Below are 23,004 nucleotides of genomic sequence, written 5' to 3'. Positions count from 1 at the left end.
CCTTCTATTATTTCTGATCCGGCAGCTGCATGATATAACTGTTGGACAGGTTCAACAGGCGCTGCGCAGCCATGAACTGCGCCTCTGTCGATCCGTCCGGCGTCACCGTGTTGTCGCTGATACTGTAATTGGTTCCATCCTCATAGCCTTTCCCGGTGACATACATCGTATGGTCATTCAGATAAGAACCGGTAGGTAGGAAGTGTCGCAGCGGGATCAGATTCGTATGCTGGTTCAGCAAATCTTCCCCGAAATGAAGCTGATGGTTCATCGACACGCCAAGCAGATTGGCAACGGTCGGCAGAATATCAACATGACCTCCGGTCTGTTCGATGCGTCCAGGCAGCTTACCGCTTGGAGAGTGGACAATGAATGGAATGTTGAACATGTCGGTGTAGCCATACTCATGGCCGATCAGTTTTTCCATCAGATCCTTTTCCTTGTTTCCAAGCGTGTACATCGGAACGCCCTGATGGTCGCCGTAGAACACGATGAGGGAGTCATCCCAAAGTCCGCTTGTTTTTAGATCCTCCAAAAATTGTCCCATCGCGTAGTCCGCATAATTTTGAGCCCGTATATAGTCACCCAGCAGCGTACCCTCATAGCTTTCCGGGAGCTTCATTTTGTACTTTTCCTCAGGAATCCGGAACGGATGGTGTGCGCTCATTGAAATAACCATGGCATAAAAGGGCTTATCCTTTGCGTCCATCCTGGATAGCTCCGGCACCGTCTTCGCAAACAGCACTTCATCCGAAGAACCGAAAGCGATATGGTCATTGTCGCCATAGAAAGATTGGTCATAATACTTATCAAAGCCAATGGATTTATATAGATCCTTACGGTTCCAGAAATCCACGCTGTTGGTGTGAAAGGTCGCCGTGTCGTAACCATTCGCACTGAGTAATCTCGGCAGGCTCGGCAGCGCTTTTTTCATATAATCGGATGAAGTGGCGGGCTCGTTTTTAGGCACATAGAAAGATGTGTTGACCACAAATTCGGCATCTGAGGTCGTACCTTGGCCTGCATTCGAATAAAAATTGTTGAAGTACGTGTTTTCTTGTACCAGCTTATTCAAATTCGGTGTGATTTCCTGGCCGTTCAGGGTTAAACCGATCAAGAAATTCTGGAAGGACTCCATTTGCACCACGATGAGGTTTTTGCCTTTGTCAGCAGCCCAGTACTGCGGCGTCACCGGTGCCTTATTGCCTTTTAGCTCATCAACAGCTTCTTGCGTAATTTCCTTGGAATCGATGAGTTCCTCTTTCTCGCGGGTATCCGCAAACAGCGTGTACACTTCGTAGTTGAGAATTCCCATGCTTTCCGCCTTCTTGATCTCGTTCATGCTTGCGTGGTTGGGCCAGATGTTAAAGATGCATAGTCCAAACGAAACGGCAGTGATAACGATCAGCGCCGTCCGGTTCATCCGTCTCGCTCCTCTTTCCTTCCATTTGGCGATGTATTTGGGACGGAACATGAAGAACAGGAAAAAGAAGATGTCTATGAAAATAAACAAATAATACGGTGTGATCAGCGAATACGTGCTTTCCCCGACCTTGGTGACTTTATCGACTTGCTGAAGGGCATGATAAGTGGCGATTACCCCGTAATATTTGTAATACATCAGGACGGAAAAATAGATTGCGGTAATGCACAGATTGGCGATCATGTAATACAATATTTTTCGTTTCGTAGCAAACCATTCGATTAAACTGAATACGATGATGAAAAATGGTATTTCCGTAAATACCATGCTCCAATTCGGGCCGTCGTTGAATACGACGAACCAAGCTACGGCGCCTTTCAGGAGCAGGATAAAGCTAAACAAGAATATGGGTCCATTTTTCATGCTAAATCGTTTGTTCATGCGTGCTTCTTCCTCCTACCCTCTCGAATTATATTTTTACAGTAAATTAGAAGATTTTGTATATGCCCTCCATCACTATTTAATATTTTAGGCACGGCTCTAAACATACCAAGCCACCCAATTCTGGGTCCATCGCATGGAAATCTCCGTTTTTCAAGGAATAAGCATGTAAAAAGCCTATCCTTTCCATATGCCTATAATGTCATAACCATGCAGACACAATGGGCTATTATACTCTTTTTTTCATGTTTGGGAAAGATCCTGGTCTCATTTTTATATTTTAATATATTTCAAATGAAATTACGCGGAAACGGCATTCCTACACATTTTGCAATGAACCGAGCCTAGTAGAGCACGGACAAGCTCTTCATCCATACCGGCAAGAAGGCACAAAAAAGCAGCCAACCTGCGGCTGCATCCCTCTAGCTGACGGGAGCAACACACTGGAGAGCTGCTTCTTCTTCAATCGGATGGAGACGGCCTTACAACTTAGCCAACATTTCTTCCAGCTGGTCGAGCGTTTGATTCCCGCCTTCGATCGCCCCATATTCCTTCACAACGAAATCACGTTCTTCGGCGGTTGCGAACAGCATCCGCATCGTCAGAGACGTGCAGTCACCGTCAGCTTCAAACGTAACCGTTGTCTGGAATTGTCCCGGGCTGTCTTCTTCACCATCTCCGGTCGTGTATACGAGACGTTCAGGCTTGCTGATCTCGATAAAAGTGATCAAGTTCGGAAAATTCATTCCGTCCGGACCGTGCATCGTAAAATTCCAGTGGCCTCCAGGCCGGAAATCAAATTGCTGCAGCGTAATGGTAAATCCTCTTGGCCCCCACCAATGGACCAAATGCTCGGGCTTCGTCCAAGCCTCCCAGACCAGCTCGCGTGGAGCTTTCAACAACCGATTCAAAGTAATTTCCCGATCCTGTGTACGTACTTCAGCCATTTAGGGAACCTCCATTATTTAGATGAGTCGCCATTCTTCTGCTTCTCTTGAAGTACCTGCAAATACTGATCCAGTTGATCCAGTCTTTCTTCCCAAGCGCGGCTTACGGATTTCAGCCAATCTTCCATTTCCTGAAAAGGCTCTTGGCGCAGGCTATAAATCCGCCGATTCGCCTCTGCATGAACTTCGACGATCCCGGCATCCAGCAGCACACGCAAGTGCTTGGAGGCTTGGGGCTGACGGATCTCCATCTTGTCGCTGATTTCACCGACGGTTAACGGACTAAATCGCAGGAGCTCGACGATGTGGAATCGGTTGGGTTCAGCCAGGGCGCTAAATATGCTCGCATTCATTCGTGAACCGGCTTCCTTCCATTTCTTGTCTTGAATCCAATATACCACAAAGTGAATATTCCTGTAAAGGAATATAAATAAATTTATCTTGAATTCGAGGGTGAACATACTAAACCGGATTCCCCAAGAGAATCCGGTTTGGTATGGGTATGACAACAGCAAGGATTGTATCAGGCTGAGTCCAGATTTATCCCTGAGTAAAGGGACACAAATCATGATTTTGAGGCCAATTCCACGCTTTGCGTTTCCATGATCGGCATCCAATATTGTTTAACCTCAATCGTTAGCGGCTGTGGCAATTGACTGGCACCGTCACCGAAATTATAGGTTGTTTCATCCTCCATGGTATGGTCACGGGATGAATATGTCGTCCCTCCATGACTGACGTTTTGCGGAGACTTCCTGTCATGCTTTTCCCCGTTTGCATCCGTGTAGGTCGGAGCCAGCCACATGCCAAAGCCTTCCCCGGCTTGGGCCTTTTCGTACAAGCGATAAAAGTAAAGTTCATTCTGATCCTCCTTCTCCGGAAGAATTTGAAGCTTGGCATCCGGTGCGGACACGATCTTTCTCTCCTTCAAATCAACGACAACCTTTAGTTGTTCCTTGTTCACCGCAGCAATACCGAATATTTTCAGTGATGTCTGATCCATCTGATCGAGGCGGCTTTTCTTATATACCAGTGTGACCCTCGTGTTATCATCCAACACGCTCTGCGGATAGTACAGCTTCTCGATGCGTTCCCCGCTTTTCCCGATCATTACGGGGCTGATCACTTTGAAAATCTGTTTGTCGTTGGCTTGATCATATTCCAGGTCAACATACGTATTAAGCGCCGTAAATTGCACTTGCCGCACGTTGATCTTCTGACCGTCCACCGTTAAGGCTTCCTCCGGATGATAGATCCTTTCCGTTTCTTTCAATGCGTCGGTATCCAGCGGAAATGAAATGTCCAAGCCCTTTTGATACACTTGCGACTTGGTGTCCCACACTTTAACGCTCAACTTCGCATCCTTACCATATTTAACCGATGGCAAAAGGTTCGTGGCATAAACATAGTAAGCCGTTTCTCCGGGCATGATGCCGGAACTGTTTCTCACATTTATGGCCGCTGCTTTCGCAGAAGGTGCTTCGACGTCACCCAAATACAAAGAGTCCACGACGGGACTGGACACATGCTTCGTATGGTTCTGCACGCTGAACATGATAAAAGCCTTCCGCCCGTCCGAAACGGCGCCAGCAACGTCCACGCGGTAGCCGTTCTTCTCAACGCCCTGCTTGATCGGCTTCAGTAACCCTTGCTCCATGGCCGCGGCAAATCCTGAATCTCTCTGTCCAATCGGACGGTATGATTCGAAATCGGTCACGCTGTTCTCGCTCGAGGTTTGAATGGTCTTCTCCTCGATATCCCTTAGGGGTAAGCCCACGGTCGAGAACAGGATGATAACCGCTGCAGCAGCGGCCGCTGCTGCAACTGCACCATATTTATAGACACGCCTCATTTCGCGTCTCCTCCCCATCGTTACTCCGCTCCGTACAGCTGCTGCCAATTTCATTTCAGGTATCGATTCGGCATTTCTTTTTATTTCATCGGCATCCTGCATCATCACGCGCTCTTCTTTTTCAAGCATCCACCTTTTCGCCTCACGATCCTCAAAGATATTTCCGGAGCTGCTTCAATCCTTCGCGCAGCCACGTTTTGATTGTGCCTTCCGGCTTGTTCAATACTTTGGCGATTTCGACGGTCGTCATGTCCTGGTAATATTTCAGCATGATGGCATGGCGATATTTCGGCTTCATACGGTCCATCGCCCGCTCCAAGTCGATCCGTTCACTGCTCTTCATCTCCTGCGCCGCTTCTTCCTTCAGCTCCTCGGACGGAAACATCCGCTTCCTTCGCCTTAGCTCGTCCATGCAGCAATTGATCGTAATCCGGATCAGCCAAGGCGTGAAAGCTCGCTCGTCTTTCAGCTTTTTGCGTTTCAACCAGGCCCGGCAGCTCGCTTCCTGCACGGCTTCCAAAGCATCGGTTTCATTTCGCAAATAGCCGTATGCAATTGAATAACACTTGCGCTGCTCATCCGACAGACGTTTCATGAATGCTTCTTCGTCCACCCTCTCGGAACGCGCTGTTTTGATCTCGCTCATTACGTTTTCCATCATCACCATTCACCGTTCCTTCTTCCGGCTCTGTTCCTGTGGAAGAAGCCCATCCAAGTTGTTTGTTCAGATCATTCCATGTATAAGTAAGACGTGGATGTCCGTAAAAACGATTGATTTATTTCATCCAAATGCAATTTGCTACTATGTAAAAATGCAAAAAGCCTGAGTTCAATCAGGCTTTGGAGATTTTATTGAGCTGTCCGGACCGTATCCCGTCCCCCGCGCTTGGCTTCGTACAATGCATCATCTGCCAGCTTCAGCAGACGCTGAAGCTCCCCGTTCCAGCTATCCGTATCTGTGGCCGCTGCTGTTTCTTGGGCTGTCAGCATGGCCTCTTCAACAGGAAACTCTACAATAACGTCTTGCGTAACTATCTCGCTCACGGCCGCTCCGAAGCTTGCCGTTACCGTAAGTGAACCCTGGGGCGTCTCCATCGGCTGCTCCGATAGCTTGGCACGGATCTGCTGCGCGACTTCCACTGCTTGTTGCATCGTCATTCCCGGCAAAGCAATGACGAATTCCTCTCCGCCATATCGGGCGAATAAATCTGCCGGACGCAGGGCTTGCTGACAGATCCCTACGATATGCAGCAAGGCTCGATCGCCAATATCATGACCATAAACGTCATTGATCCGCTTGAAATGATCGATGTCAAACAGCAATATGGCCATTGGAACCCGCCGCCCGGCTGCTTCGGCTAGTAGCAGACTGCTCAGCTTCATGAAATGCGTACGGTTATAGATCCGCGTCATACCATCGAAGTAAGCCATTTGACGCAGCTCCTCCTGAAGTCTCGTCCGTTCGGTGACATCAATCAGTACGATTAACCTACCGGCTTCTTGTCCTCCCTGCTTGCGGATCACGGAGGAACGGATTTGGTAATTCAATTTGTTATTACCTACACGCCAGTGTATTTCCTGAATATCGGCTAAGCGCTCATCCAGACTCATCGGATGGCTCAATTCTATCATAGGCTCGTCCGTATGAAGCTGCCATAGGCGGTGAAGCGGCTGACCGATCGAGCTTGTGCTGAGTTCAGGAATCATATGTGACGCCGCAGGATTATAATCGACCAAACGGTTATCACGGTCCAACACAAGCACACCGTCACGCATGCTTACGAAGAGATTATCCCTCGCGATTGGCGCCACATGAAAGAGGCCTTTGGAGGCAATTGCCCACAGATACAACGCCGAGGTGACCGTCATGATGATCGGAATCGGATCGATGCCGCCTGGAGTCAGCCCGCCAAGGTAAAGAAAATCCCCTGCCAAAGGCAAGATAAGCCCCATCAGCATCGTACCCAGTTGAAAACGGTAGGAAGGCATTTTACGCCAGTGCATTAACAGCAGTACAATGCCGCCAAACATACATGCCGATGTAAATGCCCCCTGAATGATGTACCAAGGTCCTGCAACCAAATCCACTTTCAAAGTGGAAGCGCCGGGCCGGGCGATCATGTCTCGGTAGTACAGATGATGCCATTCGTTGGACATTACAAGTATGAGGGTCACAACAGGGATAAAGAACAGGGCGATGCGCACGCCGCGCTTCAAATAGCGATCCATGCCGAGATACGACATAATAATCAGCAGGTTTAAAGGCGGAAGGAAGGGCATGCCCAAATACTCGATTTTGATCCAGAATCGAATTTGCTGCAGCGAATCGCTGGCATGCTCCAGAGCGGAACCGAACGTGTAGATCGCAGCCAGCATGCTGAAAACGAAGAAGGCTTTTACCATTGACACTTTGGATTTTCCGGACAGCGAATACAGTCCCATGAGGACGTTAATCACTCCTGCCGTGACGATAAGCGTTAAAATAGCGGAGTTAGGTGTTCCCATCATCTGCTCCCAATCAAAGTTGTGGTTTGACGGCAAGGTGGCCGGCAGACTCTTAATCCGATGTTATCACACCGAATCGTTTCCGTATATTCCTATTCATACTGGGAACAATATCCTCTGCTTGTACTTTCGAAACCAACCAGTTAAGCGGGGTATATCATGAAAGAAAAACTGAACACTTTTCATATTGCTCTGCTCATTTATATGACCGAAACCACCGTGAATTTGCTGAGTCTGCCCCGGCTTGTTGCCGAAAACATCGGCACGAACGGCTGGCTCGGCTATATTTTTTTGTCACTGATTGCCGCGTTTAATATTCTGCTGTATCGGGTTGTATATCAGAAAGGCAACGGAGCTTCTATCTTCCAAATCCTCGAAACCGCATTTCCGAAGGGGATATTGAACCCGTTATATCTGATCCTCTCCCTTTTTTGGATCACAACGGCTGCGTTTATCGGGAAAAATTTTTTTCTGGTGTTCCAGCTGATATCTTTTCAGACCATAAACATCATGTATATCTTCCTGTTGTTTTGCTTTATGGTATTTTTTCTCCTGATCAAAAATATTTACAGCATCAGCAAAGCGAACACCATATTTTTCTTTATGTCGATTTGGACGCTGTTTCTAACCGTTTATCATTTCCGGGATTGGGAGAGCGTCCGTTTTACTACTTATTGGTTCCGGGATGCGGCACAAGGCCATTCTTTTCACAATTGGATGGAAGTCTATATCACCTTTGTGGGATATGAGCTGTGCTTGTTTCTGTTTCCTTTTGTTCAAAAAGAAAGCAAGCTGTTCAAAGGGGTCCTCATCGGCCATGGTCTGATCAGCACCGTACAGCTCATCGTCATTGTTACAGCTTTCGGATTTTTCAGTTTTGACCAAATCCAATCCCTGCTGTACCCGTTGATCGATTTGCTGGATTTTATTGAAATGTCATTCATCAACCGGATCGCGAGCCTGGTGTTCGTCTTTTACCTGTTTGCAACGCTAACAACGACTGCCATGTTCTGTTTTGCGTCACTAACCACTTTGAAGCAAACGTTCCCGCGCATTCCATTCAACCATTTGGCCTTTAGCATCGTTCTTCTCGTGTTTGCAGGCGGTTTCCTTCCCAGAAACTTTATCCAAGCCGAGCTATGGTTGCGACGGATGCTGTTTATTGAGGTTGCTCTTGCATTCTCCCTCCCCATTCTACTGATTCTGGTCCTGCAGCTGCTGAAAGTCAGGAGAAAAAGGCTAAGCCAGGATTGACTTGGTTAAACCTACTGAGCCGGCAGGTCACTTAAAGTCTGTTGGATTGGATGCCGCGCCAGCCGTTAACGTTGCATTGGCCATATTCATTATTACCTACCGCGACTATCGTGCCGTCTGATTTTAATCCGATGGTATGCACACAACCTGCGGCGATCGCTACTATATTCCGCCAATCGTGTATATTGCACTGGCCATACTCGTTCCACCCCGCGGCGGCTACCGAGCCATCTGATTTGAGGCCGATGGTATGATAACTCCCTGCCACGATTGCCACCATATCGCGCCAGCTATTTACTTCGCATTGACCCCGTTTGTTCAAACCCACCGCCGCTACCGTGCCGTTTGCTCTTAGGCCAACGGTATGGAGGTAACCCGCGGCGGCATCAACGATGTCCCGCCAATCGTCCATATTGCATTGGCCGTACCTGTTGTTACCGACCGCGGTCATCGTGCCGTCCGTTTTAACACCTAGGGTGTGCCAGTCTCCCGCCGCGATCGCTCTTATATTTTGCCAGTCGCTTACATTACATTGGCCTTCGTTAGGACGACCCGCAGCCACCACCGTGCCATCGGATTTGAGTCCTATGGTACGACGCCAGCCGGCCGCTACCGCAACCATATCGCGCCAGCCGCTTACGCTGCATTGCCCATGCTTATTCCAACCCACCGCCGCTACCGTACCGTCCGCCTTAAGGCCGACGGTATGAGCTTTACCGGTATTCGTCGCCATATGCACATTACCGGCAGCAACCGCAATGATATCGCGCCAGCCGCTTACATCACATTCACCACATGGATTGTCACCTACCGCAACCACCGTACCATCCGCTTGAAGGCCAACCGTATGACGACGACCCGCCGCTAGGGTGCTTTGCGGCCATCGCCGCTGATTGAATGCAGCTTCATACATGTTCATATGATCCATGGCTTACCTCCTTGTACACTGAACAAAATCCTTCACCTTTAACCTTTATTGTCGAAGGGGCAGATACAATTTAGACCTTGGTTATGAAAGCTGGATATTTAAAGCAGGACGCACCCCATAACTGCCTATACTGTTGTTCGCATAGCTGCGAATACTGCAACCGGTACCTACAAAGGAAGCACGTGAAGGCAGGTTGCCTTGGGTTCGCAGCCACCACCAGGAACAGCCGAGCTCGTATCCGCCGCTGATAATGTAGTTATCTTTATTCGCTTTATCGTATACATATAGGCTGCATCCATCGGGCTTTTTCTTTTTAGCAAAATCGGTTCCAACAGCACGCCTCCAATCCCAACCGTGAAACTCAGATATCTTTTTGATCTCGGCAGCGCTAAGCAGAAAAACCTTATCCTCCGTATCCGGGCAGTCCACTCCGTTATCTGTACAACAGGTCGTCTTTATAAGCAGCTTTTCGATCTCGTTGAATGCGGAGTTATAGAATTCATCATTCAGCCACTCGCGCAAATCGCATTCAAGCCATGTGATTTCAACGCAATCACGCCACTTCAAATCCGCGAGCTTGCCGTGATACCTCCTGCAGTCCACAATATATTCACTCAAAACAAACAGCTCACTACCTGAATTTTGAAGAACGCGCCATCGTATCGCCTTTTTATGACCGTCTGCTGAATTTGGATACATGCCAAACTCAATGAATTCGCCGGCCTTTAGATTGCGGTATGTTAGAGCCAGATCCGTTTGCATGAAGTTCCTCCTCCTTTTTCATTCCTGATTCGATCATATAACATTCATGCAAGATTTCGTTTGATGAACCGGAATTCCTTGTGGGGGCTGCTATTGTCTCTTATAATGTTGTTGCCGTACTTAAGAGTTTGACTTTAAGGAGGTATTGAAGGTGGATAACACCTACACGCCGAAACAGATGGCTAATAGACTTCATATCAGCACCACAACCCTGCGAAGATATGAAAGCCTGAATTTGGTGCCTGAAGTTCCACGGACAACCAGTAATAGAAGATATTATACGAAGCTCCATGTTCAAGCTTTCTTGGCTTTACGTTCGTTGATACAAGGATTCGAACTGCCTATTGCCTACGATGTCATGAACTTATTGAAAAAAGGTGATGTTCAACAAGCACTTTGGACAATTAATTTGCAGCAGTACAACCTTCAAATCGAGAAGCAACGAGTCGAGGAGATCATGAGTCTCATTCACCAAACGGATTTCTCCATGTACAGAAATATTCAGGTCAACGATGACATGAGCATTGGGGATGTTGCAGTGATCGCTGGCGTAAACCCATCCGCTATTCGACATTGGGAAAAAGAGGGACTTATCCACGCGAAGCGCAATCCTGATAATGGATATAGAGTCTTTACGTCTCGGGAGTTAAAAAAAATTATCGTATTGAGCAGTTTGCGAAAGACCGTCTTTTTCATCGAGAGCATGAAGCAGTTGCTTGAAGCGCTAGAGACTCAGGATATATCAAGGATTGAACACTCGTTTAAAGTGGCTCTTGAGAAGCTGGATGATCAGTTGAGAAAGCAAATGAATGGCATATCAGAAATGATGACTTATATACACCTTAAAGAAATAGAATAATGTTCAAAATGCTCCTAGGCATTCCCTTTTATGCCTTCTTTCGGTTTTTCGAATAAGGAGGCCGGTCAGAGGAAAAATTAAACCTTGGTGGCTTCACTAATTTGAATAGACCGAGGAGAAAACAATATATGATGAACATGAAGTATTTCGCGCTGGCTTCCCTGATTTTAGCTGCAGGTTGCACATCAAACGACAACGTTACAACCAAACAAGCGAACGATGTACCTGCCAGAATTTCCACGAATACAAGGACGACCTCCCCATCCCATATGCATCCAACCGGTTCATCGCATTCGCAAGCCCATTCGCAGTCCCCTGCTCAGGCAAGAATTGTCACGCAGGCATCCTCCACCTCGTCTTCATGGAATACGGGCAAGCTTACCGCTAAAGGGACGCAGGATGGCCTACCATCCGAACTGCTGGATTTGATCCAAGGAGCCGTTGGCAACCGGGCAGGTCAATCGCCGGCAGGGGGCACGGAAGGAAATGCACCTGCTGGGGGAACAGCGAATGGTGGTCAAACGGGCCAAGCCGGCCAGGGTACAGGTGCCGGTCAGAACATGGGCGGTGGAAATGCTCAGACGGAGCAGAACGAGCAAACCGGCCAGAACGCTTCCAAGGATTCATCCGCGTACGCGCAGCAGGTTCTGGACCTCGTCAATCAGGAACGATCCAAAGCAGGCCTAAATGCGCTGAGCATGGACGGCGAGCTTTCCAAAATGGCTATGGCCAAAGCGAAGGATATGTATGACAACAATTATTTCGATCATAATTCGCCAACCCACGGATCTCCGTTTGACATGATGAAAGAATTTGGAATTACCTATCAATCCGCCGGAGAAAATATCGCCAAAGGACAAACTTCACCGAGTCAAGTCATGAAAGATTGGATGAACAGTCCGGGACATAAAGCCAACATTCTCAATAAGAGCTACACCCATATCGGCATTGCTTTCTATAACAATGAATGGGTGCAGGAATTTACCGGATAAGGCATCAAGCACTCCTAAGACAGGCGGTTCCACCCGGAGCCTCCTGTCTTATACCATTCCTGACGCAGCCATAGGTGCTGCTTTATCTGCCTGCTGAAAACCCTTGGCCTTGTTCATCCTTCAGGTGAATGGGTATGTATTTCCTATGACGATTTACCGATCTTAAGGAGGCTTGCGGATATGGAAGGGACAATACCTATTCCTAAGGAAGAAGGCTTGGATCATAGCCTGAACATGTTAAAAGAAGGTTACTTGTATATTACAAATCGAACTATCGGCTTTCAATCGGATATATTCGAAACACGCCTGCTGGGTGAGCGAGCGATTTGCATGCGTGGAGAAGCGGCCGCCAAATTGTTTTACGACGAGGATAAATTCATAAGACAGGGAGCAGCCCCCAAACATGTACTAAAAACATTGTTCGGTGAAACCGGCGTGCAAACTTTGGATGGCGAGGAGCATCGGCACCGCAAAGCGATGTTCATGTCGCTCATGACAGAGGCTGAAATGAAGCGCATGCGGGAAATTACGCGCAAACAGTGGGCTCTTGCCGTGGGCCGCTTCGAAACAAAGAAAGAAATTGAAATTTATGAAGAGGCCAAGGAAATTTTATGCCGAGTGGGCTGCGAATGGGCCGGCGTTCCGCTGCCGCTGGACGAAGTCGATGAAAAGACCAAATGGCTGGGGACGATGGTCGAATCGGTCGCTTCCTTCGGAATCACCTACGTGAAAGGCAAAAACGCCCGGAACAAAGCGGAAAAATGGATTGGTGATCTCGTCGAGAGCGTCCGGAATGGACAGATCAATCCACCGGAAAATACGGCCCTCTATTCATTCTCATGGCACAAGAACCTTCAAGGCGAGCTTTTGGATGCCGAAGTCGCCGCGGTAGAAATCATTAATATTATTCGTCCGATCGTTGCCGTCGCCATTTACATTGCGTTCACCGCGTTAGCTGTCATCCAGCAGCCGGAAGAACGCAGGAAGCTGGCCGATGCAAGCGAAGAACAACTGGGACATTTCGTGCAGGAGGTCCGCCGATTCTATCCCTTCTTCCCCATTTTGCCGGCTCGTCCGGTTAAGGATTTTGTATGGAACGGCTACGCGTTCGAAAAAGGAACACTAACCATTCTGGATCTCTACGGTACGAATCATCACCCTGAGCTCTGGGACAATCCTGAGCTTTTCAATCCGGACCGATTCAAGGACTGGAAAGGAACTCCGTTTGGTTTTATCCCTCAAGGCGGGGGCGATCATTCGACGGGGCATCGATGCGCTGGCGAATGGATCACTATTGAGATCATGAAGGAAAGCCTTGATTACCTGGCGAATCGAATGAGTTATGACGTTCCGCAGCAGGATTTGAGCTTCAGTTTTAGCGACATGCCGTCTTTACCTCACAGCCACATTCTGATCCAGAACGTCAAATCAGTTTAATGACAGTTAAACAGTCAAAAGCCTCCACATCCCGAAGGAACTGTGGAGGCTTTGCTTTTTGTATCCGAGCCATTCCAGCTCACAAGCCCAATTTATGACCCTTTTCCAGCCGCAGAATCTGTTTCTCGCCGCTGTCAGCCATTTCCCTGAACTGATGGATGGTATCCCGCATTTTGGGCAGCGCTTCCTGCTTGTAAGTGCTGATCGAGTCCAGTGCAGACAGGACGTCTGTGAACGCCTGCTTCATCGTATCGACCGAAACGCTTGCCTCTAGAGCCTGCTTCTGAATTTCAGCTCCTTGATTCTTCAGCATTCTTGAAGTGCTGGCAATCAGTTCATTCGTCGTTTGGTTGAGAAGCTCAATTTTTTTCAAGACAATCTTTTGATTGTATAGGGCACTGGCCACCGTAACGGCGATTTTCAGCGCGGAAACCGTGACGTTCTTCGCCCGATCGACCCCGCGGATCAGTTCCTTATTGTTTCTGATGACCACTTCAATGGCCATGATTCCCTGCTGGTTGACTACCATCATCTGCTGCAGATCCATGACGCGCTGCCGAAGCGGGAACAGGACTTCTTCGGTGATGAAACGGATTTTATCGGGATCTTCGCTGCGTGCTTTGGCTGCTTCGATCTGTGTCTCAATCGATTGATCCATCAGTGTGCCGAGTTCGATCTCTTTCTGCAGCTTTTTCGTCAAATCGCGAAGCGTCTGCTGCTCGATTTCGAGCGTCGTATTGTCGTTCTTCAGTGTTTGTTTGCCTTTATCCAGCGAGACCACGATATCGGCGATCACGCCGTCCGCTTTTTCATAGCGGAGGAAATACGCTCGCAGCGGATTAAACAGCTTCCCGAGAAGGCCCGTTTTGGCAAAATCGACGACACTCGGATCCAGATCCCGAAGCTGCGTATGCAGTTCTGCCAATCCTTTGGCGACATCCCCTCCCTCATCTCCCGTCTTGGAAAGCTTGCCGACAGATACTTGAAGCAGCGTGTTTTTGTCAGAGGACATTTTCATTGTATTTAATCCAAAAGCATCAATAGATTGAAGAATTTCTTTTCTCTTCTCCAGCGACTCGATATCGAGATCCATAATCGCCGCAACATTGGAATTTGCGAGCTCCTGAAGCTTGGCGACCTCTTCGGGTACCGGTTTAACCTCCTCTTCGATTGCGGCTTTGATTTCTTCCGGGCTTGCGACTTCCATGGAAAATGACATATTCTTCCCCCTCGAATGATTATCAAATGGCTATGGGTGATTCATGGATTACATTTGAACGTTAAACAAATTCCCGATTTTGTAGACAACATCATCCGTATCCGCGTTAATGCTTGCCGCTTCATTGATGCTCGAGATGCTCTGGAGCGCCTTGATATTCGCATTGTAACCGATCGTATAAATCGGAACCTTATAGGCTTCGATCAAGCCCTTGATATCCTTGAGCGTATTTCCTTCATTCGTTTCGCCGTCACTGAGGACAAAGATAATAGGTTTGCTGGCCGGATTCGCCGCTAGCTCCTCCTGAAGCATTTTGAGCGCAACAACGATGCCGTCGAATGTCGCCGTGCCGCCCGTCGCCTGCAGACTATTCACCGCACCGACGAACATGGATTGCTGATTCGTGTCATACTTGGCTATCGGCAGATTAATAGTGACATCGCTTGAATACGATACGAGGCCGATACTGTTGTCTTTGCCCAGATATTTCTGCCCTTTAAGCAAGGACTCCTTCAGGCGGTTCAGCGGTTCGCCCGCCATGCTGCCGGACACGTCCGTTACGAACACCGCGACAATCGGTTTATTGCCGTTTTTCTTCTCTTTCCACAGCTTTTGTGCGGCGATCAGCGTGTTGCCGTCGACGTTCGCAAGCTCCGATTTATAATCCTCCAGACTGTTGAAGCCATTGTTCTGCGCAGTTTTTTGGTACTTATCCTGAGCGACGAAGTCAGCGAACTTCTTCAGAATTTCCTGTTTGTTCGCAGGCAGATTCCCTAATGCGTATAACGGGCTGTCATGCCGTGCGCCGAACGGGGTGAACACGTAGCCGCCCTTCAGATCCGCCGCGTTCGCGTAGGTTTGATACTCCAATACGAACCCGTCCAGCATTCCCGATTTGGCAGCATCGCGCATTTGAATGGTGGTCGATGCCGTAAAAGGCACGTTAGCCTGGAACTTCTCAAAGCCCTGAACCGCTTTCTCACCGAGTATGTTGGAGCTATCAAAGGTGTTTAGTGCTGTTACAAGGAAATTGAGGCCTGTCGAGCTGGCAAACGGATCGGTATATCCCATGGAAAACTCATTGTTCGCAATGGCTTCGGTAACCGTTTTGACGTTGACTGAACCATATTTCTCCACTAAAGCATCATATTTGGACTTGGATAAAACAATGCCCGGAACGTTTCCTACGAGCCGTTTCGATATGAGCGTGGTTTTGACGCCTCCCGCTTTGATCATTTCTCCCCATAACTCATTCGAAGGGGTGATGGCGTCGGGAACGTATTTGCCTGATTTAATGTAGTCCACGCCTGTTCCGGAAGCGATGTTGCGGATTTTGACTGAGGCCGGTTTTCCGTTCACGCTGATGTTGGCTTTGTTAAAATCTCCGGCAACCTCAGACAGCCATCCGTCGATTCCGGTGCCGCCTTTCTCCGGAGACGAGAATATTTCCACGAAATTATCCGTGGTGTTATCTACGGTGATCGGAAATTTGGTGATTTCCGGAAGGGATTCGGCAACATCCACCGGATTCAGGTCGATTTGGCCTTTTACAGGTGTATCGGTTCTAACCGAAATGTTCGAATAGAGTTTATTCAGCCGCTTGGCGGCATCCTGCGCAGTCACCTGCGGTTTGGTCTTTCCGAGATTGGAAGTCAGGTTGACTCCGACATAAACAAGAACGAATACGATAACCAAAATCAGTCCGGATATGATGAAAAACCTGCTCTTTTTCGCCATTCATTGCACCTCTCACTGTTTATATAATTTGGTTTGCTTAATCAGCGTATCGATTTCCTGCATGCAAGGCATTTGATCGATGTCACCCGGCTCGAAGCTATCCAAACGGGATATTTCAAGCAGCAGCTTGTCGAGCTTGAGCAATATTTCTTCGTTGGTTCCCAGAGAGCTTTTCATGAAAGATATGTACTCGTTATACAGGTTGAATTTTTCCTGCTGAAGCTTACTGGAGAATTTGTTTGATTTCTGATTCATGACGTTTCTATACTCCGATTCGTCGAAGACGCCGAGTCTGTTCAGAATGCTTCTGACATTCAGGTAAAACAGCTTCTCCACTTCATAGGTGACCGAATCGAACTTCTTGAAGCTGAGCTCCGAGGGATCAAATCGCTGATTCAATACACCCAGCAAGGTCGCTTTCTTCTTGCGCAGTCGTTCGAGCTGTTCCAACGCCAGGGTGATGTCTTCTTCAAGCGTTCTCATGTGTTTGAAGCGCTGAAGCGCCTCCACGTAATCCTCATGCGTTTTGATCTCTCTCACGGGCCGCACTACGGGCGGCTTAAACAGCCAGACATAGCTTCCGTAGAGGAGGGACAAAGCGCTGGCAGCCAGCAAAGTGATACCGATAGCCGCCTGTAATGGACCACCGCCGATCTTGACACCGATAAATCCGGGCGAGAGTACGAGGATGTTCACAATCAGCACAGCTGCGATAAGTCCGATAAACTTTATGTATTTCGTCAATTTCAATAAGGTGCGCCCCCTCTGCATAGTCCCTTTGCTTGCTTATATGACTTCTATATTCTCGGCAGCCGCCGGTTAGCAGCAGATCAAACTCGTATAGGTAACTCCTTTTTTGAAATATTCTTACGATCTATCTGTACATAAGTTCCAGCATTCGTTACAAATCATTGCGCTCTCTCCATCAATTCCATTTTGAATGTCGTGTCGTTCCCCTCCTGTTAAAGCCGTTTAGTAACGATGAGACCTGTCAACATACCCTCTTGCTCTTGCATCTCATCCTGACAGTAAAGCTTCCTTAACATGAAAATTGTACCATATGACAAGCGGTGACGTGTTCACAAAAAAGAAAAAAAACAAAACCGTAATCTCCTGGATCTGAAAATAGAGAATTCGAGATACATAATATTAATTATGTTAACTATATTCTCAAAAGAATTCCCCCGGGGTATCTTTCTTGCAACTTTTCTTTACTTTGAGGCGTTATGACCCTTATAGGTTAAAAGTTTCAGATAGGTTAGAAGTTAAGGAGAGGATGTCATGTTAAATCGTCTTCAATCTGCAAAATTCATAAAAAGCATCTCAGTAACTGCGCTGGCGGCGCTCATCAGCCTTACGCATGCTGCATCGATTCAGACCGCCAATGCGGGACAGCCGCAGCCGCCACATGTTGCTTCTGCTGCTTCGAATGTGCTTCCTAACGGCTTCAAAATCGCAGACACTGCCTTTACTCAAGTACTGGCCGGTGCATATTATTCTGTCGGCTTGCGAGCTGACGGGTCCGTATGGACTTGGGGACGCAATCTGCTCGGCGAACTGGGAATTCCGGACACAACTTCGGTATCCAGCATGAATGCTCCCGTTCGGCTGAGTTCAATGTCAGGCATTACTTCAATTGCGACAAGCGGCTACGGATACCAGCTGGCCTTAAAGAAAGACGGGACCGTATGGGAATGGGGCGAGAGTTTCGGAAATTCCACCCAAACGCAGCCGCCGCGTCAGTTGACCTCCCTATCCGGCATTTCACGGGTGTATACTCTCCATTATGTCAGCTTCGCATTGAAGCCCGATGGTACGGTGTGGACATGGATGCGAAATGCGGAAACAGGTGAATCCGGCAAAGCGCAACAGATCAATGGGCTTCACAAAATCACTGATCTGGTTACTGCGGAAAGCATCGTTTATGCCTTGGATACATCCGGCGCCGTCTGGGCATTCACAGCTGGCCAGACGGACAACGGACTCAATGTATCCGTTCCCTCACAGATCAGGAACCTGCCAGCAATGAAGCAGATTTCCGCCGACGCGCAGTATAAGATCTATGGAATAGATCAAACCGGTACTGCATGGAAAGGGTCCATAGATCCGTCCTCGCCGTCTATTAAGCTAGTCGGAAAACCAGCTAAAATCTACCCCAAGCTGCGGATCCAAAATGTGAAAGCTGCGAATGGCTACGCCCTTCTCCTGACAGAACAAGGGGAGGTGTGGACATATGGGAAGAATCCGGCTGGCAAGGAAGGCATTGTGAAAGGAATACGGCAAGCAGTCTCGATATCGGCAGGTGATACGCACAGTCTGGCAATCGATGCAAGCGGTCAAGTCTGGGGCTGGGGAGCCAATACGTGGAATCAGGTTGGAGTTCCCCGTCATACGGACGATGGAATGGAATATGTCCCGCAGCGGATTCAAACTCCCGTTACGGTGGTCGTGAATGGCAAGCTGATGCCTGCGTCCTTCCCTGCAGTAATAAAGGATAACCTGGTCAGCGTGCCGCTGAAGAGTATGGTTAAGGAACTTGGGGCATCGCTCGAAGTTACAGTCTCCTTGGACGGGCACCAGAAATATAGCATCCGATACAAAGATACCGTCGCTTCGTTTGATTCAAAACCATTTGAAGTCACAGTCAATGGTGAGAAAAAGATGTTATTCAGTCCGATATACGGGGTCAGCGGAGCCACGATGATTCCTGTAACCTTATTGAAGTACATGGGATTCTCGGCTGCTTATGATCCGAAAGCTGCCCAATTAAGCATTTCCAGTCCTTAATCGCAGTTTATGCAAGCAAAGGACCGTCTCCCACGGAGACGGTCCTTTGTCTGTTCATCTGCTGCTATCCCTTGATCAGCGTTTCCGCCCCATCAATGAATACCTTCGTGCCTGTGATATGGCTCGCTTCATCAGAGGCAAGGAAAAGCACGAGGTTTGCCACCTGTTCGGGCTTACCTGCGCCATGCGTCAGCGGAATGCCGTTCTGAGGAATTTCGAACGGGAATTTAATCTCCTTCACATGCTCGGATTCCTTCTGTGAATCGAAAATATTCGTGTCTATTAAACCCGGGCAAACGGCGTTTACGCGAATGTTGTATTGGGCAAGCTCGAGAGCAGCCATCTCCGCGAACACGGCGATGCCGGCTTTCGACGTGCTGTATGCGGTGAACCCTGCCTGGGCAATTTGCCGATTGCCGCTGACCGAGCTGGTAACCACGATGGAACCGCCTTTTTCTTTCATATGGGGAATAACCTGTTTGACCGTTTCGAACGTCCCCACCAGGTTGTTGGTAATGGTTCCAGCCCATTCATCCGATGGGAAGTACTCGATCGGAGATATGGTACCCAGGATACCTGCATTGGCGAACAAGATGTCGATGCTTCCCCACTTCTCTACTGTAGCCTTTATGGCTGTAGCGAGTTCTTCCGCATTAGATATATCGGCGGTGAAACAAATGGCTTCGCCACCGGCCTGTTTAATGTGCTCTCCAGTGCTGGCTACGGTCTGTTCGTTCTTATCGATAAGGCAGCACTTTGCGCCCTCGGCAGCCATTCGAATGGCGGTGGCTTCACCGATACCTGAACCGGCTCCCGTGATGACTGCGACTTTGTTTTGCAGCTTATTCATGTTGTTATTCATGCTGTATCCGCTCCTTTGTTTGCAATTCATCCCAAATTATTCGGGTTTCGTGGGACAACTCTCCCCTATTTTCATTACCCTTGGTGAAAAAAAGCAAATCAAAAGGAGCCCGTTTGTGTCGATAAGAAATATATCATCGTTTAGAAGATGCAGTAATATAAGGTTATGTAACGATTACTTAGGAAACGGAGGATTTGCGATGAGAAAAACGAAAAAGTCGGCCCAAATCACAATTTGCCGGAGGGACTTTATTCACTAACCCTCCAGCCTTATGGAGGTCAACGATTTGAAATCCCGAACCCGAAAATTCTGGTCCTATTATAAGCCTTATCTAGGCTTGTTAATAACGGACTTGGCATGTGCCGTAATCGTTTCGGCCATTACCCTCATTCTTCCGCTTTGCGTCCGTTATCTCACGTTACGCGTGCTGGACGGCCCCCCGGAGGAGGCTCTTAATCAAATTTACCTGTTAGGCGCATTTATGCTCGGCTTGGTCATCGTTCATACTCTATGTGACATGTTTATCGGTTATAAGGGCCATGTGATGGGAGCCAAGATGGAGAGCGACATGAGAAGCGAGTTGTTCGATCATTTGATGAAGCTACCCTTCGGGTTCTACGACGAACAGAAGACCGGACAGTTAATGACCCGGACGACGAACGATATTCTGTCGCTTACCGAATTGTATCATCATGGACCGGAGGATATCGTCATCGCATTACTGAAATTCTCCGGCACATTTGTCATCTTGATCAGCATGAATGTAAAGCTTGCGATCATCGTGTTTCTCTTCTTGCCTTTCATGGCGCTGCATGCCTTTTATTTCAATAGGAAAATGAATGCGGCATTAAGAACAAGCAAGGACCGGATTGGCGACATCAACGCCCAGGTCGAGGATACCCTTTCGGGAATCCGGGTCGTAAAATCATTTAACAACGAGCAAATCGAGGCTCATAAATTTGCGTTAGCGAACAAACGGTTCGTGAAAAGCCGCAAGGAAGGCTATAAGAGCGAAACCCTTTTTGCCGAGGGCATGTCTGCCTTTACGAATTTGATTACGATCGCAGTAATTGTCTTTGGAGGAACAGCCATTGTGAATGCTTCCCTTGCACTGGCGGATCTTCTCACCTTTGTCCTGTGTGTCGGCATTCTGATTGAGCCCATTCAGCGTCTGGTGAACTTTGCGAGGCTTTATCAGGAGGGAATCACCGGTTTTGATCGGTTTATGGAGATTTTGGAAATCGAGCCCCATATACAAGACTCTAAAAATGCGATCGAGCTCATGCATGCCAAAGGACATATCAAATTCAAACATGTTTCTTTTAAATATAAAGAACGTGGCGACGAAGTACTGCGAAACGTCTCGCTCGAAATCCAGGAAGGAGAGTATGTAGCGCTGGTCGGACCTTCCGGCGTGGGTAAAACCACCTTATGCTCGCTTATTCCCCGATTTTATGAAGTCACGGACGGAGCTATTCTGCTGGATGAAACGGATATCCGGGATATAAGCCAACGCTCGCTCAGGCAACAGATCGGGATCGTTCAGCAGGAGATATATTTGTTCGCTGGCAGCGTTCTGGATAATATCAGGTATGGCAGAATCGATGCAACGAGGGAAGAAATGATTGAAGCCGCCAAAATGGCCAATGCCCACGACTTCATCATGGGGCTGCCGGATGGATATGATACGGACATCGGTCAACGAGGCGTTAAATTGTCCGGCGGACAGAAGCAAAGACTGAGCATTGCGCGCGTTTTCCTGAAAAATCCGCCCATTATCATTTTAGATGAAGCGACCAGCTCACTCGATAACGAAAGCGAAAAAGCCGTTCAGGATTCGCTTGAGGCGCTAAGAAACAACCGCACTACCATTGTCATCGCCCACCGATTATCCACGGTTAGAAACGCAGATCGCATCATCGTGTTAACGGAGAATGGCATCCTAGAACAAGGAACGCATGACAAATTGCTGGAGCACGGCGGGATGTATGCGAACCTGTATCACATGCAGCTTAAGATATAGATACAGAGCAATAAACTAGAAAACGGCAGCTGCTGCCGTTTTTTGTTATGTAAAGGTCAGATCAATGTCTGTGTACGCCATAAAGCTGCCGGTAGGCGGTAGGCGTCATCCCTTCATGCTCCATAAAACGCTTGTTAAAGTAGCTGACGCTGGGATATCCGGCTTCTTCGGCGATTTGTCCGATGCTGGTATCTTTGCGTTCCAAAAGCCATTGTTTGGCAGCCTGCAGCCGGCAGCGAGTGATGAACTCCATGGGGGTCATTTCCGTGACGCTGCGAAACAGCTTGCAGAAATAATAACTGCTCACACCCAGTCTATCGGACCATTCCTCGAGGCTGAAAGGCTTGACGGCTTCCTGCTGCATCATCGGGAGTAGCTCCAAAATCCGGCTGTTCGAAGAGCTCGGCTTATTATTCGTCAAGGCCGTTGCCTGTTCGACGAACACGCTTAATAATGCATACGTCAGTGTGGACAGATGGATCGGATGCAGCATCCGGCTCGCTTCGGCTTCCGACAGCAGCGCCTCATGAGCCTTTTCATACATCTCCTTCTGCCGGATCGTCCACAGGAGGCTGGCATTCAGCCCTCTTTCCACCAGATAATGCTGCAGCCCGCTTCCGTAAAAGTGTACCCAGCGCACATCCCACGGATCGTCCTCGCTGCTGTAATACCTCTGCTGCTGCATGGGAAAATAAAGCACGGCTTCTCCGGCGCGCAGCTCGTGGACAGCATGATCAGTCTCCACATAGCCCTTGCCTGCGGCAACATAATGAATATTGAAATTGTTCATGGCCCCTGCTTTGCGGGATACGCTGTGTTCAGGGTCGTTCTGGTAGATGCCGACGGATTCGGGAAAACAGAAAAACGGCATTTGCGGCAGTGTGAGCAGATGGATTTGACGTTTCATGGGCACTCCTTGAATGACAATATTGTTATAATGAGTGGCAAAATAATATTATTTTAATTTCAAAACTAA

General features: G+C 48.3%; 19 protein-coding genes. 6 read left to right on the top strand and 13 right to left on the bottom strand.

Going from position 1 to position 23,004, the window contains the following annotated elements; translation table 11 throughout:
• Positions 1 to 7: 7 nt before the first annotated feature.
• From ACTHPM_RS04515 to ACTHPM_RS04490, 6 genes are all read right to left on the bottom strand, one after another.
• Positions 8 to 1,864 (bottom strand): LTA synthase family protein, encoded by a 1,857-nt coding sequence (locus tag ACTHPM_RS04515; RefSeq protein WP_440393979.1) that lies wholly within the window; start codon positions 1,862 to 1,864, stop codon positions 8 to 10.
• 482 nt (positions 1,865 to 2,346) lie between these two features.
• On the bottom strand, positions 2,347 to 2,811 hold the full coding sequence (locus ACTHPM_RS04510) for an SRPBCC family protein (RefSeq protein ID WP_440393978.1): 465 nt from the start codon (positions 2,809 to 2,811) through the stop codon (positions 2,347 to 2,349).
• A gap of 14 nt (positions 2,812 to 2,825) precedes the next feature.
• The gene (locus ACTHPM_RS04505; protein ID WP_440393977.1) at positions 2,826 to 3,164 is read right to left on the bottom strand and encodes an ArsR/SmtB family transcription factor; all 339 of its coding nucleotides are present in this window, start codon (positions 3,162 to 3,164) and stop codon (positions 2,826 to 2,828) included.
• A gap of 212 nt (positions 3,165 to 3,376) precedes the next feature.
• Entirely contained in the window at positions 3,377 to 4,792 is a 1,416-nt protein-coding gene (locus ACTHPM_RS04500) for a hypothetical protein (RefSeq protein WP_440393976.1), read from the bottom strand.
• A 22-nt stretch (positions 4,793 to 4,814) separates the two neighbouring features.
• Positions 4,815 to 5,324, bottom strand: a complete 510-nt coding sequence (locus ACTHPM_RS04495) for an RNA polymerase sigma factor (protein WP_440393975.1) — start codon at positions 5,322 to 5,324, stop codon at positions 4,815 to 4,817.
• Between the two features lie 188 nt (positions 5,325 to 5,512).
• Complete coding sequence (locus ACTHPM_RS04490; RefSeq protein ID WP_440393974.1) at positions 5,513 to 7,168, bottom strand: histidine kinase N-terminal 7TM domain-containing diguanylate cyclase; 1,656 nt, start codon at positions 7,166 to 7,168, stop codon at positions 5,513 to 5,515.
• Between the two features lie 159 nt (positions 7,169 to 7,327).
• On the opposite strand from ACTHPM_RS04490, the gene ACTHPM_RS04485 reads away from it, so the two are divergent.
• Positions 7,328 to 8,422, top strand: a complete 1,095-nt coding sequence (locus ACTHPM_RS04485) for a GerAB/ArcD/ProY family transporter (protein WP_440393973.1) — start codon at positions 7,328 to 7,330, stop codon at positions 8,420 to 8,422.
• A 31-nt stretch (positions 8,423 to 8,453) separates the two neighbouring features.
• Here the strand turns inward: ACTHPM_RS04485 and ACTHPM_RS04480 are convergent, their stop codons facing one another.
• Entirely contained in the window at positions 8,454 to 9,350 is an 897-nt protein-coding gene (locus ACTHPM_RS04480; RefSeq protein WP_440393972.1) for an RCC1 domain-containing protein, read from the bottom strand.
• Positions 9,351 to 9,431: 81 nt separating this feature from the next.
• A complete protein-coding gene (locus tag ACTHPM_RS04475) occupies positions 9,432 to 10,112 on the bottom strand; it encodes a DUF6273 domain-containing protein (protein ID WP_440393971.1) in 681 nt (226 codons plus the stop codon).
• A gap of 151 nt (positions 10,113 to 10,263) precedes the next feature.
• Between ACTHPM_RS04475 and ACTHPM_RS04470 the strand changes: the two genes are divergently transcribed.
• The 3 genes from ACTHPM_RS04470 to ACTHPM_RS04460 all read left to right on the top strand — a co-directional run bounded on the left by ACTHPM_RS04470 (position 10,264) and on the right by ACTHPM_RS04460 (position 13,400).
• Positions 10,264 to 10,971, top strand: coding sequence for a MerR family DNA-binding transcriptional regulator (locus tag ACTHPM_RS04470; protein WP_440393970.1), 708 nt, complete (start codon positions 10,264 to 10,266; stop codon positions 10,969 to 10,971).
• A gap of 128 nt (positions 10,972 to 11,099) precedes the next feature.
• Entirely contained in the window at positions 11,100 to 11,963 is an 864-nt protein-coding gene (locus ACTHPM_RS04465) for a CAP domain-containing protein (RefSeq protein ID WP_440393969.1), read from the top strand.
• Positions 11,964 to 12,143: 180 nt separating this feature from the next.
• The gene (locus ACTHPM_RS04460) at positions 12,144 to 13,400 is read left to right on the top strand and encodes a cytochrome P450 (RefSeq protein WP_440393968.1); all 1,257 of its coding nucleotides are present in this window, start codon (positions 12,144 to 12,146) and stop codon (positions 13,398 to 13,400) included.
• A gap of 79 nt (positions 13,401 to 13,479) precedes the next feature.
• Here the strand turns inward: ACTHPM_RS04460 and ACTHPM_RS04455 are convergent, their stop codons facing one another.
• The 3 genes from ACTHPM_RS04455 to ACTHPM_RS04445 are packed head-to-tail and all read right to left on the bottom strand — an operon-like array spanning position 13,480 to position 17,106.
• The gene (locus tag ACTHPM_RS04455; protein WP_440393967.1) at positions 13,480 to 14,619 is read right to left on the bottom strand and encodes a toxic anion resistance protein; all 1,140 of its coding nucleotides are present in this window, start codon (positions 14,617 to 14,619) and stop codon (positions 13,480 to 13,482) included.
• A gap of 48 nt (positions 14,620 to 14,667) precedes the next feature.
• Positions 14,668 to 16,356: a VWA domain-containing protein gene (locus tag ACTHPM_RS04450; RefSeq protein WP_440393966.1), complete on the bottom strand. Its 1,689-nt coding sequence runs from the start codon at positions 16,354 to 16,356 to the stop codon at positions 14,668 to 14,670.
• 12 nt (positions 16,357 to 16,368) lie between these two features.
• Entirely contained in the window at positions 16,369 to 17,106 is a 738-nt protein-coding gene (locus ACTHPM_RS04445) for a hypothetical protein (RefSeq protein WP_440393965.1), read from the bottom strand.
• Positions 17,107 to 17,637: 531 nt separating this feature from the next.
• Here ACTHPM_RS04445 and ACTHPM_RS04440 point away from each other — a divergent pair.
• Positions 17,638 to 19,143: a stalk domain-containing protein gene (locus ACTHPM_RS04440; RefSeq protein WP_440393964.1), complete on the top strand. Its 1,506-nt coding sequence runs from the start codon at positions 17,638 to 17,640 to the stop codon at positions 19,141 to 19,143.
• Between the two features lie 64 nt (positions 19,144 to 19,207).
• Here ACTHPM_RS04440 and ACTHPM_RS04435 read toward each other — a convergent pair whose 3' ends face one another.
• Complete coding sequence (locus tag ACTHPM_RS04435) at positions 19,208 to 20,005, bottom strand: SDR family oxidoreductase (RefSeq protein ID WP_440393963.1); 798 nt, start codon at positions 20,003 to 20,005, stop codon at positions 19,208 to 19,210.
• A gap of 286 nt (positions 20,006 to 20,291) precedes the next feature.
• Here ACTHPM_RS04435 and ACTHPM_RS04430 point away from each other — a divergent pair, with 286 nt between their 5' ends.
• On the top strand, positions 20,292 to 22,028 hold the full coding sequence (locus tag ACTHPM_RS04430; RefSeq protein WP_440393962.1) for an ABC transporter ATP-binding protein: 1,737 nt from the start codon (positions 20,292 to 20,294) through the stop codon (positions 22,026 to 22,028).
• 61 nt (positions 22,029 to 22,089) lie between these two features.
• Here the strand turns inward: ACTHPM_RS04430 and ACTHPM_RS04425 are convergent, their stop codons facing one another.
• Positions 22,090 to 22,935 (bottom strand): AraC family transcriptional regulator, encoded by an 846-nt coding sequence (locus ACTHPM_RS04425; protein ID WP_440393961.1) that lies wholly within the window; start codon positions 22,933 to 22,935, stop codon positions 22,090 to 22,092.
• Positions 22,936 to 23,004: the final 69 nt, after the last annotated feature.

The sequence above is a fragment of the Paenibacillus sp. SAFN-054 genome (assembly GCF_051966755.1).
GTDB lineage: Bacteria > Bacillota > Bacilli > Paenibacillales > Paenibacillaceae > Paenibacillus_AQ.
The sequence above is the reverse complement of the archived record's forward strand: the minus strand, read 5'-3'. Positions and strand labels throughout refer to the sequence as shown.